This is a genomic window from Luteolibacter yonseiensis (genome assembly GCF_016595465.1).
Classification (GTDB): Bacteria; Verrucomicrobiota; Verrucomicrobiia; order Verrucomicrobiales; family Akkermansiaceae; genus Luteolibacter; species Luteolibacter yonseiensis.
On the sequence record NZ_JAENIK010000012.1, the window covers coordinates 599009 to 616539 of the forward strand.

Consider the following 17531-nt stretch of genomic DNA (forward strand, 5'->3'; position numbering starts at 1 on the left):
TACAAGCGGATCGTCGAAAAATAGAGCACGTTGGGACACGAAGTTGGTCAATTCTGACATCGTATCCGCATCGTATGCACAAAATGTTTTGCCATTCGAGTCGCCATTCTGCGCCTCATTGTCATCCGGAAGTTCCGATTTGCGACATTTCCGACCTCTCCCCCAATCGGGGGGGTACGGCCATTTTTGTTTGTGGTGCGAGGAAAATGGGTCCTACTTTTGAGGTCCGACGCCGTTTTCCGACCCATTCATCACGATAATCTCCCGCGAACCCTGTTGCTTGAGACTATCGAAATCAAAAATCGCAGACCCCATAGCTGACGTCTTCAGAGACCTGATACCCACGAACACGCCAGCCAAAAAATTTCGATTGCGATTACATTGTAATGTCATTATATTCTTTCAGATTTCTTAAACCCCTATTCCCCATGAAGACAAACCCGAAGAAAACCCAACCATCAGGATTCGCGCTGGTCGTGACGCTGAGCATGATGATTTTGCTGACGGTGATTGCTGTCGGCTTGTTGACGCTGTCCAGTGTCAGCCTTCGTTCTTCCGGACATGCGAGCGCCGCAAGCATTGCGAAAAACAACGCGCGCCTCGGGATGATGCTCGCCTTGGGTGAACTTCAGAAAACGCTGGGGCCGGATAAGGCTGTTTCCGCTCCCGCGTCCGCGGTTGCCGACAAGCCGGGCCAGCCTCATGCGGTGGGGGTATGGAACCAGGGCGATCCAGGCAACTATTGGCATTGGGCGCCGAACGACAACAGCGCGCCCAGCTATTCCAGCAAGTCGAATAATTTCCGTGGCTGGCTGGTTTCCACAACCAAGCAGAACGATGCCATGGCACCTGCTTATCCGAACACGGCCCTGCCGCTCGGCGATGACTCGGTGGTTCTGGTGGGAGATGCGAAAAACCCATCGAAAGACAGTCAGAACATCGACACCACTGTGATTGTCGGGAAGGTGAAAGTCGGCGAGTCATCCAAATCCGCAGGCGGTTATGGTTGGGCGGTCTTCGACGAGAGTACGAAGGCTTCCATTGATTTCGGCGACAAACCTGATGCGGCGATCGATCCCCGTCTGGAGGTTGCCGAGCGCTCGGTTCCCCGCCGTTACCGCGCCGACATGGTCGCGAACGAACTTTCTTCGCTCGCTGATCCCCAACAGCTCATTTCCCTCAATACCGCGGCTCTGGGTTTGAACTCGACCAACCACGAGCCCATTGATTCCAGGTTCCATGATTTCACGACCATGAACATGGGTCTTTTGACCAACACGGCCACTGGTGGTTTGAAAACCGATCTCAGCTCGGTATTTGACATCCAGAACCTCAACAGCCCGACCCTGCCTGAGGCCGTGGTGAATGCCAGTTCGTTCGTTTATCCCGAGAATTTCAAGTCAGCCGATGGAAACCTTCGCTGGTCGTATTTCCGGGATCATTACCGCAAGTTCACGAATGTGACAGGAGGAAGCGGCGAACCTGCCTACTCGCTCAATCAAACGAACAAGGTTTACGATCTGAAGGTCAACAGTCCCACCACGATCAACAAGATTGATCCGAAAGGCTACAGTCCTTCCCCTGATACGGAGCGGTTGCTGCCCGTCATTGCCAAGATGCAGATCGTGTTCTCCATCGTCAGCCATCGTCCCCATATCTTTGAACGCATCAGCCAATGGGATGGCATTCTCGGGAAAAACAACTATGCGGTGCCTCACTTGGTCTATGACGTGGTGACCACGCTTTACAATCCTTACGACGTGACGCTCAACCTGAACAGGGCGCGCATCAGGGTGTGGGATCCGCCGGTGGCCTTCCGGTTCACGAACCTGGGCCTGGGCCCCGGAGCCTATTTCAGGGATCCGGCGAACAACGGTGGGTTCGCTACGCTGGGCCAGATGCAGATCGACAATCAATACAATGCGAACGCACGGAGATGCTTCACCCTGGTCCTCGCGGATGGGGATCGTAACAACACCGGCACCAGGCTGCAACTGAGGCCGGGGGAAGTGAAGGTGTTCTCGCCGCGCGTCCAGACCGGTTGGACCTGGGGGGCCGAGACAAATCCCAATGGCGTTATCAAGCCCACATTCTTCGACTGGCAGTCCGGTCGTAACTTCGGCAATATCGACGGGAGAACCGACAACAAGTTCGGAGTGGAGGCTGTCCCGGGCTGGTACAGCATGGCCGGGCTTCAAATCGACCACCTTGCCACCAACAATCGTTATGGTCCTTCGAAGTACCCGAATAATCCGAACGACGGAGACGGATACGTGACGATGCGTCTCGACCACGAGCTCAAGGTGGAAATCAAGCCATTTGTCACTTCGTCAGCCTTGGCCAACCAGTTCCAAGTGGACTTTCTCGCGGGTTACAGCGAAGGAACGGCAATCACGAACGGAATCAGCGATGTCAGTGCGGACACGCTGCGCACCTATGTGTTCAATTTCTTGGGAAGAGATCCGACCCAGGATATCAGCGAAAACCCGACGAAAAACAACGGCGTGATCACCCGGACTTACCGGATCAATGACATGCTGCAGGAGGCGAGTGACCAGACGCAGACCAAGAAGCGCGCCTTCGCCATGCTGGAGATGTCGGGCCGCACCACACGTGAGCTCCTTACCGACAACAAGCCCTGGTTGTATAACAACATGGTCGTTGAAGGCGGCGTGCAGGACAGCACGGTGGTGGGTCTCAGTAACCAACCTTATGACCTCCGGTTGAAGGAAATCACCAGTTTGGACAGTCCTGCTGACGGAGGAATCGCTGTCGAGTCGAAAACCAACCGCGGTTACTTCGGTGCGGACAACCGCTTGAGCGCCGGTTCGACTTTCGTGCCCATGTATCATGTGCCACTGGCTCCTGCCGCCTCGCTGGGCGACTTCATTCACTCGAACCTCGCGAGCGGATCCAAGCCACCCCGCGTGGTCCATCCGTTCGGCAACTCGCGCGCCCATCCCCTGATCCCGGCAAACAGGGTCGCCTTTGGCACCGGATCGCAGATGCTCGACCACTCCTATCTCTTGAATGACTCTCTTTGGGATGGCTATTATTTCTCATCGGTAGCGAACCTTGCCACCGGTTCGGGACTTTTGCAGACGGATGATGCCAGGACCACCGAGCAGATCCTGACCGATCTTTTTGCCAATACCAAGTCGCCGTTGAACAGCCGGATAATCCCGATTTCGAGTCAGGATGCCGGTGAGCGCACGAGCGAGATCCTGGGACTCAATACGACGGAACGCTCGAAGCAATTGGGAAAATATCTGGCGATCCGTGGTCCGTTCAATGTCAACTCGACTTCCTTGGATGCCTGGTGCGCGGCCTTGATGGCCATGCGTGACAGGACGGTGACCGGCGTGAGGGTCGCGGTAACAGGTGCCAGCACGAGTATTTCGCAAGTCTCCTACAAAAATGACGATTCAACACCGTTCACCCGCATCAGCAAGCCGCTCACGAGCTCGAAGCCGGCCGATGGCATGCTCTGGGCGGGTTTCAAGACCCTGACCGACGCCCAGATCAAGAGTCTCGCGGAAAGCATCATCAAACAAATCAAGGAACGTGGCAAGGTCGATGGCGCGCCTCCGTTCTCGGTCGGTGAGTTTGTGAACCGCCGCCCCGGATCGTCAGTACATCAGAACGCGGGTTTGTTGCAGACCGCCATCGATGAAGTGGATGCTACCGCGGATATCAACAGGACAGTTCTGGATCGTGATTCGAAAACCATCTCCAGCACCGCAAGGCGCATGACCGGTGTGCAGAACGCCGCGGTCATGAACGGTCTCACGGCCGAGGGCACTCCTCCGACCCTGACCCAGGGTGATCTCATGACAGTGCTTGCTCCGATCATCACGGTGCGTGGGGACACCTTCAAAATCCGCAGCTATGGCGAGGCCACGAGCGGAGGAACTGTCACAGCACGTGCCTGGTGCGAGGCGGTTGTTCAGCGTGTTCCGGAGTTCGTTGATTCCACGGAGGTGCCGGAGACCAACATAGGCGATCTCAAGTCTGCGGCGAACATCACGTTCGGCCGTCGCTTCAACCTGGTGTCCTTCCGCTGGCTTTCAGAAAACGAGCTCTGAATGCTTGCCTCCCGCCGTTCGCATCGCTTACTCTCCACCATGATCTTCAAACAACTGCTTGTCGCCGCGCTGTTGTGCGTGACTTCCCTGCCTCTGTTCGCCCAAGGGGGCGGAAAAGTGGAACTCCGCATGCTCGCCTTCAATACGGGCCTGGCTCAGGACGATGTGTATGCGCAGGACCCTGCGGCGCAAGCGTCGGCGGCGTCCGTGAAAACCCCCATCAAATCCTACTTGAACCATGAATACTTCACCGTGCCGGTGGTAGGCAGGAAGATCGTTTTCACCAGCAAGCCGGACCGGGGATCCATCACCCGGGAAGGGGAGCTGGTGGGGGAGATCACCCTCCCGCAAAACGTGAACTCGGCGATTCTTCTGTTTTTCCCGAAGAGCCGTCCGGAAGACAAGGCGCAGTTCCGTATCATGCCGATCGATGATTCGAAAAAGAATTTTCCGGCGGGTTCCTATTTCGTGACAAACCTCGCTCCCCAGAAAGTCAGGCTCAAGCTTGAGGAGAAGGTCTATGACTACAATCCCGGTCAGGTTTCGCTGATCGAAAACCCGCCCGTGGGAGAAAACCTTCAGACCGGCATGACGGGTTTCGTTTGGAAAGCCAACAAGTGGGAGCCCATCGCTTCCAGTATCTGGACGGTTCCCGGCAAGGAACGCCGCAATATTCTTCTGATGTTCCCGGATCCGAAAACGGCTTTTGTGGAGATCCGGAATTTCGACGATCTCGCGCCAAGGGAGCCGTCGGCTCCTTCCGCAGCCGGACAGTGAGGACCACGCGCATCTCACCGGAATTACAGAATCAACCGGAATGACAAAAAGAGCGGCATCCTATGCCGCTCTTTTTTATGAAGTTCGGTCTGTAATCGGATCCGGCCACCATAAAATTTCCCTGACCCAGATTCGGGCTTGCGCTCGGGAGGCCGCTTCTATTGACTCCGCCATGGCAGAGATTTCTCTCGGACTTTCATTTGATGACGTGCTTCTGGTGCCGGCTTTGAGCTCGGTGTTGCCTGGTGAAGCGGATCTTTCCACGCATGTTACGGCTGGTATCCCACTGTTCCTACCTGTCGTCTCCGCGGCGATGGATACCGTTTCCGAACATGATCTCGCGATCGCGCTCGCCCGTGAGGGGGGTATCGGTGTGATTCACCGCGCATGCCCTATCGACGAGCAGGCGACCATGGTTTCCCGCGTCAAGCGCTCGGAAAACGCCGTGATTCAAAAACCGCATACGGTCCGCAAGGAGGATACCGTGGATCACGTCCGTGCCGTGATGGCGAAAAACGGATTCTCCGGATTTCCTGTCATTGATGGCGAAGGCCGCCTCGAGGGCATGGTCACGGGACGCGATGTCCGCTACCTCGACCGGACCGACGCCCGTGTGGCCGACGTGATGACCCCTCGTGAAAAATTGATCACGGCGCCGGCCAACACCAGCCTCGAAGAAGCCCGGCGTATTTTGTATCAGAACCGGATCGAGAAACTCCCGTTGATCGATGCGGAAGGACGTCTGCTCGGACTCATCACCGGTTCCGATATCGAGAAGCGCATCACTTTCACCAACGCTGCGAAGGACGACCACGGAAGACTCCGTTGCGGAGCCGCCGTAGGTGTCGGTCCGGATTGCATCGACCGCGGACAGGTGCTCATCGACGCTGGTGCGGACGCACTCTTCATCGATGCCGCCACCGGTCATACGCGTCATGTCATGGAAGTCATCGGCAAGTTGCGTTCGCTTTCGAATGTTCCTGTCGTCGCCGGAAACGTCGTTACCGAACAAGGCGCGCGCGATCTCGTCTCCGCAGGAGCCAGTGCCGTGAAGGTTGGTGTGGGGCCGGGCTCCATCTGCACCACCCGCGTGATTTCCGGGGTCGGCATGCCCCAGTTCACCGCGATCCGGAATGTCGCCGATGTCTGCCGTGAGGCGGGTGTCAAGGTCATCGCCGACGGCGGCATCCGTTACTCGGGTGACATCGTCAAGGCACTGGCCGCCGGAGCCGATCTTGTCATGCTTGGCTCGCTTCTCGCCGGAACCCGGGAAAGCCCAGGCCAGACGGTGCAGTCCCAAGGGCGCCGCTTCAAGACCTATCGTGGCATGGGGTCCATCGGAGCCATGCAAAAAGGCGCGGGCGACCGGTATGGTCAGAACAGCTCAGGCAAACTCGTCGCGGAAGGTGTCGAAGGCCGCGTACCCTACAAAGGACCTCTTTCCGATGTGATCTTCCAGCTCATGGGCGGCCTGAAGTCCGGCATGGGTTATGTCGGAGCCTCCACCCTGACCGAACTCCGCGAACGCGCCAACTTCGTTCAAGTCACCGCAGGTGGTCTCCGGGAAAGCCACGTCCATGATATCGTCATGACGGAGGAGCCCACGAACTACCAACCGCTGAGCTGAGGCGATCAATCCCAAGCGCGAGATTCGAAACGAAGAACAAGAAACATTCGCGCTGCCTTTCCTCCTTCTCTTCGTTTCAAATTTTAGAATTCAAGATTTAGAATTTTCCCATCCATGCACGATTCCAACCACGTTGCCGTTCTCGATTTCGGCTCGCAATACACGCAGCTCATTGTGCGCCGCGTGCGCGAGCTCGGATACTTCGCCAAGCTCTATGCGATCGAGGAGTTCCCGGACATCGGGAAGCCCGGCGCGATCATCCTTTCGGGCGGCCCCAAGAGCACCAGCGAGGTGGATGCGCCGGACCTCGATTTCGAGGCGTTGAAAGCGTTCAACGTTCCGGTTCTCGGAGTCTGCTACGGCATGCAGCTTCTCAATATCAAGTTCGGCGGCACGGTGCAGGCGAGCGACCGTCGCGAATACGGTCCGGCGAACCTGTTTCCCGCGGAATGCATCGGCCTTTACGAAGGTGTTTCCGCGTCCTCGCAGGTGTGGATGAGCCACTCGGACACGGTGAAGGTTTTGCCCGATGGGGCGAAGGTGATCGCTTCGAACCAGCACGGAACACCGGTTTCCCTGCAATGGAACGAGCAATTCTTCGGCATCCAATATCACCCCGAGGTCACACACAGCCACGAGGGTCTTCAGATCCTGAAAAACTTCCTCGATCTTTCCAGCAACCTGCTGCCGTTCCACATCGACGACTTCAAGCGTGAGCTGATCGACGGCATCCGCGAAACGGTCGGCAGCCGCCAGGTCGTCTGCGGCGTTTCCGGCGGGGTCGACAGCACGGTGCTTGCCGTTCTGCTCAAGGAGGCGGGGGTGAACGTGCGGGCCATTTTTGTCGACAACGGCCTTCTTCGCAAGGACGAGGCGCAGGTGGTGCAGGAAAACTTCCGACGCATCGGCGTGGACATCGATACCGTGGATGCTTCCGAAAGGTTCCTGACCGCTCTCGCGGGTGAGGGAGACCCGGAGAAGAAACGGAAGATCATCGGCAACATGTTCATCGAGGTCTTCTGGGACGCGGTGGGCGATGCGGAGATGCTCGCGCAAGGCACGCTCTACCCGGATGTCATCGAGAGCGCTTCCAACGCGAAGTCCAAGGCATCCGTGATCAAGACGCACCACAATCGCGTTGCCAAAATCCTGGAACTCCAGGCGGAGGGAAAGGTGCTGGAACCGCTTGCGGAGCTTTTCAAGGACGAGGTGCGCGAACTCGGCACCGCGCTGGGCATTCCCGAGGACATCCTCCAGCGTCATCCGTTTCCCGGTCCCGGCCTCTCCGTCAGGTGTCCCGGAGTCGTCGACAAGGAACGTCTCGACATCATCCGCGAGTGCGATGCCATCTTCATCGGAAAACTCAAGGAACACGGCTGGTATGACAAGGTTTGGCAAGCCTATGCCGGCCTCATTCCAGTGAAGACCGTGGGGGTGAAAGGCGACGAGCGCAGCTATGAATGGGCGACCAATCTCCGCGCCGTGGTGTCGGAAGACGCGATGACCGCTGACTGGGTCGAACTGCCGCCTGTCATCCTTCGCGAGACGAGCCATAAGATCCTCAACGAGGTCAAGGGCATCAACCGTGTGCTCTACGACATCTCCACCAAGCCGCCCGCCAGCATCGAGTGGGAGTGATGAATGCGGGCGTGGATTCCATGCCGCGCGATGTTCCGGTAAAAACCGTGCGGCATGAGACCACCCTCTGACAACCGCGCGGTTTCTTCCTTGTTCCGGGTATTCGGTGCGGGAGAGCCCCGGGTGGCGGGGGATGTGGAGGAGCGCGCCTCCCGCCAGGGCATGCACCGTCATGAAACGGCGGTGTTCGCCGTTCTTTTCCCACTCACCATTTGGGTCGCCACCAGCGGCCCGCTGGCCGCGATGGCGGGCCCGTTTCTTGGCTGCCTCTTGGCGGTTCCGGTAACGCTGCTGGTGATGCAGTTGTTACCCTTCATTCTGGCTGTTAGGAGTCAACCGGATCAATGGCGCCTCTGGCTCACCGTTTGTCTGCTATGGGCCGTCATGCAATGCGGAGCAGGTGGTTGGGCAGGAATGTTCGCCTATTTCTGGATCGCTCTGGCGGTCTTGGAAATCGCCGCGGATGGTGTGCTGTTTTGGCGGGAATGCATGCGATGGAGCGGGGCACCGGGTATCGCCTGGCGGGTGGGATTGTTCGTCATTCCACATGGAATGGTGATGGTGGCCGCTTTCAAATGGGGATGGCCCTGGTTTTTTGCGGGCGGAGGATTGCTCGCCGCAATGTTCTGCAGCTGGATTCTCAGTCCATATTCGCAAGTGCTCGGACCAGTGATCCGTTCGACGGATGGGGAAAGAATCCTCATCACCATCGACGACGGTCCGGATCCTCACGACACCCCCTTGTTGCTGGATCTGCTGGACCGTCACGACACGAAAGCCATCTTTTTCATGATCGGTGAGAAAGTGCTCGCCCACCCGGACCTGGCGCGCGAGGTCGTCCGGCGAGGACACGAAATCGGCAATCATACCCTCACCCACCCACAGGCGCGTTTCTGGTGCGCGGGGCCATCGCGCACGCGCAGGGAGATAGAGGAGTGCCAGAAGATCATCCGCGGGGTCACAGGAAACGCACCGCGTTATTTCCGGGCACCGGTGGGACACCGGAACCTCTTCACCCATCCTGTCGCCAACGAGCTCGGACTGGCGGTGATGTCCTGGAACCGGCGTGGCTTTGATGCGGTGGAGAAAGATCCCGGGAAAGTGCTTTCCAGGATTTTACCGGATCTGGCAAAAGGCGACATCGTGCTTCTCCACGAGGCCACGCCCATCGCGGTGGAGGTGTTGAACGGCGTGCTTGACCGGATCCCGCATGCGTGTGGCAAAGCTCCGGCGGGATGATGATGGATGAGGGGTGGGTTGAAAAACCTCAGTGGTTTTCACCGCTGGTGGCGACACTTTCCAACGACTTCACCCGCTGTGCCACGGAGAGGCCGAAGCGGTCGGTGCCGACGAACGTCTCCCACGCTGCGGCGTCGTCACCCGTCTTCCGGGAAGAGGCGAGCCACTCCTTTTCCTGCCGCGGGCGGAGGACTTCACTGCGACCCACGATCACCCGGACTATTTCCACCGGGGGAGGTGTTATTTCAAGAGGCAGCAGACGATCCGTGGATTCGCGGGGCAGAACCCAGAACACGCGCAGGCCCGGACTCTCGAAATAACTGCGCCACCAGGTTTCCACCATCGAGCGTGCTTCGGCATCGGTCAGCCCGCACTTCGCAAGGCCGGTGGTCATGGCGCGATAGAGAGGTTCGGAAAAACCGGAGGTATCGTTTTTCAGATCGGATTCCGGAATGGCCAGAATTCCTTTCTCATCCAGGCCTTCGGTTTTTTCGACCCAACGGAGAGTGCCATCCGCGATTTCGAAGGCTACCAGATAGGGAATCCTGCCTCCGGTCAGATTCTCCACACGCAGGGTCTCATCGGGGCCGACCGTGGTCTTCAGGCCGGGATCGAAACGACCGATGCCGCGATAGAAGAGGTAGCCTTCCGTCTCTCCGTCCGCGGTGCGGACGGCGTTTGTCATGGGTTGCCGGGCACGCATCCAATTGACGTTGTCACCGGGTTTGAAGAGGATGGCGTCACGCGTCTGGGCCGGTGTGAGGATGTCGATGTCCCACTCGATGAAACCACGATAGGGTTTGTTGAAGTCAAGCGTCCAGGCGCTGAGAGGAGTGGGTTTCGCAATCGGATTCGCCGACGGAACCGGCCAGGGAAGCATCTCGCCGCCCGAGCGCTGGGGATACCACTGGCTGATGGTGCCACCGTCGAAACCGACCTTCACCTTGGCATGGATGGGAGCCGTTTCATTCGAATGGAAATAGATCACCGGCGTTTCCATTTTCACCGTGACGCCCTTGATCGGACGTCTGCCGAGGCCTTTGAATGAAGGAATACCCTGGGTTCCGTGTTCTTTGAATATGCGCCGGACTTCGTCCATGTTGGGACGTCCGCCGTTTTCCAGACCGATGTGTGAGTAGGCGAAGCCCGGGAGGGTTTCCTCCTCACGTTCGAGGCCCGTCAGAAGCGTGCCGTCGGAGCCGGAAACAGTGGTGAAGGTGCCCCATTCGTGAAGCTGATAAACCGGCCACGCATGGCATGCGGTGGACATGAGGAGGAGGACTGCGGATGTTTTCATAACATCCGGAGAAATGCCCCCGGGAGACGCCGGGTTCAAGAAGCTTCCGGCCGGTTTACGGAGATTTTACAGAAACCATCCGTGTCGCGCCCTGCTGGCGCGGTGTGGGAATTCAAGCGAGCGGATACTCGCCGTCGTCGTCCATGCCGACCCAGTTCAGGCGGCCGAACGCGCGGAAGATGGATGCGGCGGGTTCGCCCTCTTCCTCACCCTCGCCGTGCTCGATGGTGGCGGAACTGCTGAGGCCGCGGTTGGACTCGATGCTGATGACCGTGCTGTAGCTTTCGAGGTAGATCCAGTCGCCCCATGCCTTCGATTCGTGACGGGGTTCGAGATGCTCCTTGCGGAGCGATGCGAGGATCTCGCTGATGGTGCTGGGCGTTTCGTCTTCGGGGAGCTGTATGAGCGTTTCCATGTGGGAGATGTTTTTTGGGGAAAGGGGAGTTGGATCGAACGGAGTCTGACAGATGTTATGCCGCGGGTCTAGGATCGTTTGCGAAAGTGGCTTCACAAAGTTTCGCGTAGCTGCCGCCGAGGCGGATGAGTTCGGCGTGGGTGCCTTGCTCGACGAGCGTGCCATGATGCAGGACGCAGATGCGGTCGGCCTTTTGGACCGTGGAAAGCCGATGGGCAATGACAAAGCAGGTTCTGTCGGAACGAAGATTTTCGAGAGCTTCCTGGACAAGCCGTTCCGTCTTGTTGTCCAGCGCGGAAGTGGCCTCGTCCAACAGGAGCAGCGGGGGATTCTTCAGCAAGGCCCGGGCGATGGAGAGCCGCTGCTTTTCCCCGCCGGAAAATCGGCCGCCGCGTTCCCCCGCCACGGTGGCGAGGCCGTCGGGGCTGGCGCGGACAAAACCGGCGGCGTTCGCTGCTTCGAGGGCCGCCCAGATTTCGTCGTCCGAGGCGTCGTGCTTCGCAAGCAGCAGGTTTTCGCGGAGGGTGGTGTTGAAAAGGAAGCTTTCCTGGGTGACGTAACCGAGCTGGTCGCGCAACCATTCTTTGGAAATGGTGTCCAATGGGACGCCGTCGATGAGGATATGGCCGGAAGTGGGGTCGTAGAACCGCGTGAGAAGGTTCAGCACGGTGGACTTGCCCGCTCCCGTGGCGCCGACCAGCGCGACCGTTTCACCGGGTTGCGCCTCAAGCGTCAGGTCATTGATGGTCGGCGCCTCCTCCGAGTAGGAGAACGAGACGTTTTCAAAGCGGACATGGCCTGTCATCCTCTCCGGGCGGATACCTTCTGTTAGATTGGCTTCATCCGGTGTGTCGAGGATCTTGAAGACACGCTCGGCGGAAACGATACCTTTGGTGAATGTCTGGGAGAGCGTGTTGATGCGGGAGATGGGATCGAACAGGAAGCCCCATGCCACCAGGAAGGAGATGACCGCTCCCTTCGAAAGCTGGTCCGCCAGCACCCAGTGTGCGCCGAAGGCGACCATCAGGATGATGCCGGATTCGGCGATGAAGGATACTCCGGGCCAGACGAGCGCCTGGCCCCGCATGACGGTCATGGTTTTCTCGCCCACCTTGCGGGATGCCTTGTCGAAGGTTTCCAGTGCCTGTGGTTCGACCGTGTAGGCCTTGATCTGGCGGATGCCCGACAGGTTGTCGTGCAGGATGGCGTTGAGCGCGGAGGTGGCCTCGGAGGACTCGCGCCACATCGGCTCGGAGCGGCGGCTCCACCAGGTGGTCAACACCGCGATGAAGGGCAGGGGAATGAGCGTGACCAGTGTGAGCTGCCACGAGAGCCAGCACATGTAGCCGACGACGATGAGGAACTGGAGGATCGCGGCGATGGCCTGGTCCACCCCTTCGATCATGATCCGGTTGGCCGTGGGAACGTCGTTGGCGACCCGCGACATGATTTCTCCGGAACTGTTGGAATCGAACCATTTCACGGGAAGCCGTTGCAGCTTGTCGTAAAGTTCGACGCGGATGAGGTGGGTGAGCTTGAGCTCCAGAGAATTGTTATAATAGGTGCGCAAAGTGAAGAGCAACTGGCGGAGCAGGATGGCACCGATTCCGACCGAGGCGGTCGGGATGATGAGATCCGGTCTTTTTTGTCCGATGATCACATCCACGAACCTCATCGTGACTCCGGGAAGGACCAGCACCAGAACGGTGCAGGTGACCGCCATCGCGAGCGAAAGACCGCTTTGAAGAGGGAAACGGAAGGTGAGCCGGAGAATCCTCTTGAGAATGGCCATAGCAACAAAAAGAACCTCGGCACGCGTGTCCCGCAAGCGGGAACTCGGATGATTGCGGTGAAAATCATTTCGCGCCGCGCCCGCGTTCCGCTAGGGTCCCGGCATGCGGATTGATATCGTGACGTTGTTTCCCGAGGTGGCGCTGGCCCCCTTGAGTGATTCCATCATCCAGCGCGCGCGCGCGGCGGGACTGGTGGAGGTGACGGGGCACCAGTTGCGGGATTGGTCCGAGGACAAACACCGTCGCGTGGACGACACGCCATGCGGTGGAGGGCAGGGGATGTTGCTGAAGCCGGAGCCGGTCTTCGCCGCGGTGGAGGCCCTGCGGAGACCTGATACGAAAGTGATTCTGATGACACCCCAGGGGCGGCCGTTCAAGCAGGCGGTCGCACGGGAACTCGCGGGCGCGGAGCATCTGCTGATCCTCTGCGGACATTATGAAGGCATGGACCACCGGATCATCGAGGCGCTGGTGGACGAGGAGATTTCCATCGGCGACTACATTCTGACCAATGGCGCGCTGGCGGCGGCCGTGGTGTGTGACGCGGTGATCCGCCTGCTGCCCGGCGCTCTCGGCGACGAGCGATCGCCTGTGGATGAATCCTTCACGGATCCGAACCTGCTCGAGGCACCGGCTTACACCCGGCCCATCGATTTCCGGGGGATGAAGGTGCCGGATGTACTGGTTTCGGGAAATCACGGGAAAATCTCCGCGTGGAAACAAGAACAGGCGTTGGCGAGGACCCGGGCCAACCGTCCGGATCTGTTGTCGTGAAAAAATTCAGGCCGGGTCGAAAATTTCATGTTCCAGACGGGAATTCCTGACAAGCTGGCCGCGTGAAAACCGAGACGAATGCCGCGACCGCCGGAAGCGAGGCCGACCTGCCACGTGTGGAGCCTGCGACGATCGAAGACCTGCCGGCGCTTACGGAGCTGGTGATGAATCTTTTCGACGCCTCCGGTGATTTCACACCGGATCGCGCGGTGCAGGAGCGCGGGCTGCAGCTGATCCTGGAGCAGCCGAACCGCGGACGCATCTTCGTGGTGAGAAACCATGATTCCATCTTCGGGATGGTGAATCTTCTCTTCACGATCTCCACCGCTCGCGGAGGATTCGTCATCCTGATGGAAGACGTGGTGATCCACCCCGACCATCGTGGACAGGGCTACGGCACCATGCTGCTGGACTACGTGCAGGATTTTGCGAAGAAAAAGCATTTCAAACGCATCACCCTTCTCACCGACCGCATCAGCGCGGAGTCCCAGGAATTTTTCAAGAAGCGCGGATTCGAGCATTCAAACATGATCCCGATGAGGAGGATCATCGACTGATGGCCGGCGGTGCGGAGCCGCTCAATGCGGTTTCAATTCTATCGTGACTCTCGGCGAATTGTCTCCGAAGGGGGCGTGGATCCTGACAACCTTTCCAGAAAGTTTCACACCTGCGGAGTATTGCTCCGGGCTGACCTGGAGGATCGACGCCTCCAGATATCCGATCTGTAATTTCTTCGGGACGAGCAGCCGCCTTATGACGAGATGGATGGCCATCGCATCTGGTTCGTGTGGGTTTTTCGGGTCGGGGACCGCTTCAACCCGCAAACCTACCTTGCAATATTTCCGGATGATTTGAGAGCGGTTCGAGCCATCGGGATTCGGATGGTATGTCCCTTTTATGATCGCTCTCATTTCTCAGTGTAATTCGAATCATTCCCCCCATGGCAAGCCATGAATCCGATTGATTCTCTTGTGCTTTAGATAAATTTCAGGGTAGGGTTGTGTTTTATTCCGTCCACCGGGGCATGCCTGGAAAATGGCATGGGAACAAGGCTGGGAATGGGTATGCCAAACGCGTGGGAAAATCCAATTCTCTCGGGTGAGAATTGGTGGAGCGTAGCGGATTCGAACCGCTGACCCCTTGCATGCCATGCAAGTGCTCTACCAACTGAGCTAACGCCCCTCGCGGGTGCGGCGGAGATGTATCGGCGTGATCGGAGCGGGGCAAGATGATTTTTGGGAAAAAGATCACTTTTCTTAAACTCAGTTTAAATCGCCCGCTTTTAAAGCAGTTTTGGAAGAATCCACACGATGTGGCTTGGCGGGAGGTGGCGGCCGATTATGCTGCGCCGCATGTCGAAATATGCAGGAGAGGAAGTGTTGGTGGTGACGCGTGCGTTGTTGGACGAGATCGGATCGTTCACCGGCGTCCGCACGGAGGGCTTGGACGGTGCGGTGGCGAAACTGCTGGATCCCGCGAATCACTTTTTCATGGATCGCGCGGCGGCGGAGGAGGATCCGGGCCACAAGCAGCTGATCCCTTACTGTATCTTCCGCTGCGGTGACCGCATTCTCCACTACACCCGAGGCAAGGCGGGCGGAGAGAGCCGTCTGCATGCGAAGATTTCCGTAGGCGTCGGCGGGCACGTGAACCCTGTGGACATGGGGGAGAACCGCAAGGGATCGGATGCCTACCACGCCGCGGTGACCCGGGAAATCGAGGAAGAGCTGGATCTGCCGGAGAAACACGAGCACCGCATCATCGCATTGTTGAACGATGAATCGAACCCGGTCGGGCAGGTGCATCTGGGCATCGTGCATCTGGTGGATTTGAAATCGGACGCGGTGGCTTCGCGTGAGGACGCGTTGACGGACCTCGGTTTCACTCCGCTGGAGGAACTGGCAGGTCCGATGTTCGATCGCTTGGAGACATGGTCGCAGTTCTGCATCCGGTATCTGGCGGACGAACCGGGTTGAGACAGGAAGCCCGGAGATGCGCGGAGTGCGTCCGCAAGGTCTGACGGACGCCCGATGGAGGCACCATGCTCAGCCTTTCCCTACGCCGCCGGCAGGCTGAGAGTCAGGTCATTCCTTGATCAAGCTTGGTATGGGGCACTTCATGTGGGAATTGATGCCCCAGCCACTTGCGTAGATTCGGAATTTGCACGATCCCGTAAGGAGCCGCGAAAATATTCGCCCGAAATCCATTATTTGAGTTGGCGATACTGGTGACTATTCACCAGTATCGGAACGAATAGAGGACGAAAAAATCCGAGCCCCATGCCTGTCACTACCAAAAGCACCAAGCCACGCATCCTGATTGTCACTCCGGAAATCACCTATCTGCCATCCGGCATGGGGAACATGGCGCAGAGGATGTCGGCGAAGGCGGGAGGACTGGCGGATGTTTCAGCCTCGCTGGTATCGGCGCTTTTCGAGCTTGGTGCCGACGTGCACGTCGCCATGCCCAACTATCGCCGCATGTTCCAGGGCGACATTTTCAGCCTGCATGAAAAGGAGCTGAGGAAATACCATGAAGTCCTCCCGGAGGCGCACATCCACCTGGCCGAGGACCGCATTTTCTACTATCGCGAGCAGGTTTACAGCAACCAGTCGGACGAGGCCATGCGCATCGCCCTGGTGTTCCAGCGCGAGGTGATCAACCACATCATCCCCCGGGTGAATCCGGACCTGATCCACTGCAACGACTGGATGACCGCCCTCATTCCCGGCATGGCCCGCCGCCGCGGCATCAAGAGCCTTTTCACGGTGCACAACATCCACACGCGGCAGGTGTCGCTGGCACAGGTTGAGGAAGCGGGCATCGACGCCGCGGAGTTCTGGATGAATCTTTTCTTCGCCAGCCCTCCCTTCAACTACGATCACGCCCGCTCGCACATCCCGATCGATCTGCTGACTTCCGGGATTTTCGCCGCGCATTACATCAATACCGTCAGCCCGAGGTTCCTTTGGGAAATCGTGGAGGGGTGGCATTCCGTGGTGCCGAACTCCGTGCGCGCGGAACTCCGTGCGAAATACGCCGCCGGATGCTCGGCCGGCATCCTGAACGCTCCGGACGTTTCCTACAATCCGCTGACGGACGACGCGCTCGAGCGGAATTTCGGTGTCGCCGACTTTGTGGAGGGAAAGGCCGCCAACAAGCAGGCGCTCCAACGCGAACTCCATCTCAAACAGAATCCCGACGCCCCCATCTTCTTCTGGCCTTCCCGTCTCGATCCCGTACAGAAAGGCCCGCAACTGCTCACGGAGATCCTGCACAAGCTGGTGTCGGACTACTGGGAGCGGGATTTGCAGGTGGTCATCGTGGCCAATGGTCCGCATCAGGAATGGATCGACAAGATCGTCTGCGCGTTCGACCTGCACGAGCGGGTGGCGATCGTGGACTTCGAGGAGCGTTTGTCGCGCCTCGCCTATGCAGGCTCAGACTTCATGCTCATGCCGTCGCTCTTCGAGCCCTGCGGTCTGCCTCAGATGACCTCTCCGCTCTATGGCTCGCTGCCGGTCGTGCATTCGACGGGCGGACTTTACGACACCGTCCGCCACATCGACGTCGGCCACTCCACCGGAAACGGCTTCCGCTTCGACCACTACTCGTCGGAAGGCTTCCGCTGGGCCATCGACCGGGCGATGGAATTCTACTCACTTCCTGCGGAAATCCGGGAGCGTGAGATCCGCCGCGTGATGATCGAGAGCGAACAGGAATTCAGCCATAAGGAAGTCGCCCGCCGCTACATCAGCATCTACGAGGAAATGCTCGCCCGCCCGCTGGTGGAGAAGGAATCCGGAGAGGTGATCAAGGCGATCGCGGAGAGCCTTTCGGAAAGTCTCGCCGAGGGGTGATCATGACGTCGTCCCATGGGATAACG

General features: G+C 58.6%; 13 protein-coding genes and 1 tRNA gene. 9 read left to right on the forward strand and 5 right to left on the reverse strand.

Features of this window, described 5'->3' with window-relative positions:
* Window positions 1-428: 428 nt before the first annotated feature.
* From JIN84_RS18225 to JIN84_RS18245, 5 genes are all read left to right on the forward strand, one after another.
* The gene (locus tag JIN84_RS18225) at window positions 429-4085 is read left to right on the forward strand and encodes a pilus assembly PilX N-terminal domain-containing protein (RefSeq protein ID WP_200352502.1); all 3657 of its coding nucleotides are present in this window, start codon (window positions 429-431) and stop codon (window positions 4083-4085) included.
* Window positions 4086-4124: 39 nt separating this feature from the next.
* Window positions 4125-4862: a hypothetical protein gene (locus tag JIN84_RS18230; RefSeq protein WP_200352503.1), complete on the forward strand. Its 738-nt coding sequence runs from the start codon at window positions 4125-4127 to the stop codon at window positions 4860-4862.
* A 172-nt stretch (window positions 4863-5034) separates the two neighbouring features.
* Window positions 5035-6489: an IMP dehydrogenase gene (guaB, locus tag JIN84_RS18235; protein WP_200352504.1), complete on the forward strand. Its 1455-nt coding sequence runs from the start codon at window positions 5035-5037 to the stop codon at window positions 6487-6489.
* Between the two features lie 114 nt (window positions 6490-6603).
* Window positions 6604-8127, forward strand: coding sequence for a glutamine-hydrolyzing GMP synthase (gene guaA / locus JIN84_RS18240; protein ID WP_200352505.1), 1524 nt, complete (start codon window positions 6604-6606; stop codon window positions 8125-8127).
* A 54-nt stretch (window positions 8128-8181) separates the two neighbouring features.
* Window positions 8182-9366: a polysaccharide deacetylase family protein gene (locus JIN84_RS18245; protein ID WP_200352506.1), complete on the forward strand. Its 1185-nt coding sequence runs from the start codon at window positions 8182-8184 to the stop codon at window positions 9364-9366.
* A 28-nt stretch (window positions 9367-9394) separates the two neighbouring features.
* Here the strand turns inward: JIN84_RS18245 and JIN84_RS18250 are convergent, their stop codons facing one another.
* The 3 genes from JIN84_RS18250 to JIN84_RS18260 form a co-directional block, all read right to left on the reverse strand.
* Entirely contained in the window at window positions 9395-10663 is a 1269-nt protein-coding gene (locus tag JIN84_RS18250; RefSeq protein ID WP_200352507.1) for a hypothetical protein, read from the reverse strand.
* Window positions 10664-10775: 112 nt separating this feature from the next.
* Window positions 10776-11078 carry a hypothetical protein gene (locus JIN84_RS18255; protein WP_200352508.1) on the reverse strand — a complete coding sequence of 101 codons (303 nt, stop codon included), beginning with the start codon at window positions 11076-11078 and terminating at the stop codon, window positions 10776-10778.
* 55 nt (window positions 11079-11133) lie between these two features.
* Window positions 11134-12870 (reverse strand): ABC transporter ATP-binding protein, encoded by a 1737-nt coding sequence (locus tag JIN84_RS18260; protein WP_200352509.1) that lies wholly within the window; start codon window positions 12868-12870, stop codon window positions 11134-11136.
* A 103-nt stretch (window positions 12871-12973) separates the two neighbouring features.
* On the opposite strand from JIN84_RS18260, the gene trmD reads away from it, so the two are divergent.
* Together trmD and JIN84_RS18270 are read left to right on the forward strand one after the other, a co-directional pair.
* Entirely contained in the window at window positions 12974-13645 is a 672-nt protein-coding gene (trmD, locus tag JIN84_RS18265; protein ID WP_200352510.1) for a tRNA (guanosine(37)-N1)-methyltransferase TrmD, read from the forward strand.
* Window positions 13646-13707: 62 nt separating this feature from the next.
* A complete protein-coding gene (locus tag JIN84_RS18270) occupies window positions 13708-14202 on the forward strand; it encodes a GNAT family N-acetyltransferase (protein ID WP_325099616.1) in 495 nt (164 codons plus the stop codon).
* Between the two features lie 21 nt (window positions 14203-14223).
* Here JIN84_RS18270 and JIN84_RS18275 read toward each other — a convergent pair whose 3' ends face one another.
* On the reverse strand, window positions 14224-14418 hold the full coding sequence (locus JIN84_RS18275; protein WP_200352511.1) for a hypothetical protein: 195 nt from the start codon (window positions 14416-14418) through the stop codon (window positions 14224-14226).
* A 333-nt stretch (window positions 14419-14751) separates the two neighbouring features.
* A tRNA-Ala gene (locus JIN84_RS18280) sits at window positions 14752-14827 on the reverse strand.
* Window positions 14828-14997: 170 nt separating this feature from the next.
* Between JIN84_RS18280 and JIN84_RS18285 the strand changes: the two genes are divergently transcribed.
* Window positions 14998-15621 carry a hypothetical protein gene (locus JIN84_RS18285; RefSeq protein WP_200352512.1) on the forward strand — a complete coding sequence of 208 codons (624 nt, stop codon included), beginning with the start codon at window positions 14998-15000 and terminating at the stop codon, window positions 15619-15621.
* A gap of 303 nt (window positions 15622-15924) precedes the next feature.
* A complete protein-coding gene (locus tag JIN84_RS18290) occupies window positions 15925-17505 on the forward strand; it encodes a glycogen synthase (RefSeq protein ID WP_200352513.1) in 1581 nt (526 codons plus the stop codon).
* Window positions 17506-17531: the final 26 nt, after the last annotated feature.

Coding starts and splice junctions, on each gene's coding strand:
- guaA (WP_200352505.1), top strand. CDS start 6,604: ATGCACGATTCCAACCACGTTGCCGTTCTCGATTTCGGCTCGCAATAC.
- JIN84_RS18260 (WP_200352509.1), bottom strand. CDS start 12,870: ATGGCCATTCTCAAGAGGATTCTCCGGCTCACCTTCCGTTTCCCTCTT.
- trmD (WP_200352510.1), top strand. CDS start 12,974: ATGCGGATTGATATCGTGACGTTGTTTCCCGAGGTGGCGCTGGCCCCC.
- JIN84_RS18230 (WP_200352503.1), top strand. CDS start 4,125: ATGATCTTCAAACAACTGCTTGTCGCCGCGCTGTTGTGCGTGACTTCC.
- JIN84_RS18285 (WP_200352512.1), top strand. CDS start 14,998: ATGTCGAAATATGCAGGAGAGGAAGTGTTGGTGGTGACGCGTGCGTTG.
- guaB (WP_200352504.1), top strand. CDS start 5,035: ATGGCAGAGATTTCTCTCGGACTTTCATTTGATGACGTGCTTCTGGTG.
- JIN84_RS18245 (WP_200352506.1), top strand. CDS start 8,182: ATGAGACCACCCTCTGACAACCGCGCGGTTTCTTCCTTGTTCCGGGTA.
- JIN84_RS18255 (WP_200352508.1), bottom strand. CDS start 11,078: ATGGAAACGCTCATACAGCTCCCCGAAGACGAAACGCCCAGCACCATC.
- JIN84_RS18275 (WP_200352511.1), bottom strand. CDS start 14,418: ATGGCCATCCATCTCGTCATAAGGCGGCTGCTCGTCCCGAAGAAATTA.
- JIN84_RS18225 (WP_200352502.1), top strand. CDS start 429: ATGAAGACAAACCCGAAGAAAACCCAACCATCAGGATTCGCGCTGGTC.
- JIN84_RS18290 (WP_200352513.1), top strand. CDS start 15,925: ATGCCTGTCACTACCAAAAGCACCAAGCCACGCATCCTGATTGTCACT.
- JIN84_RS18250 (WP_200352507.1), bottom strand. CDS start 10,663: ATGAAAACATCCGCAGTCCTCCTCCTCATGTCCACCGCATGCCATGCG.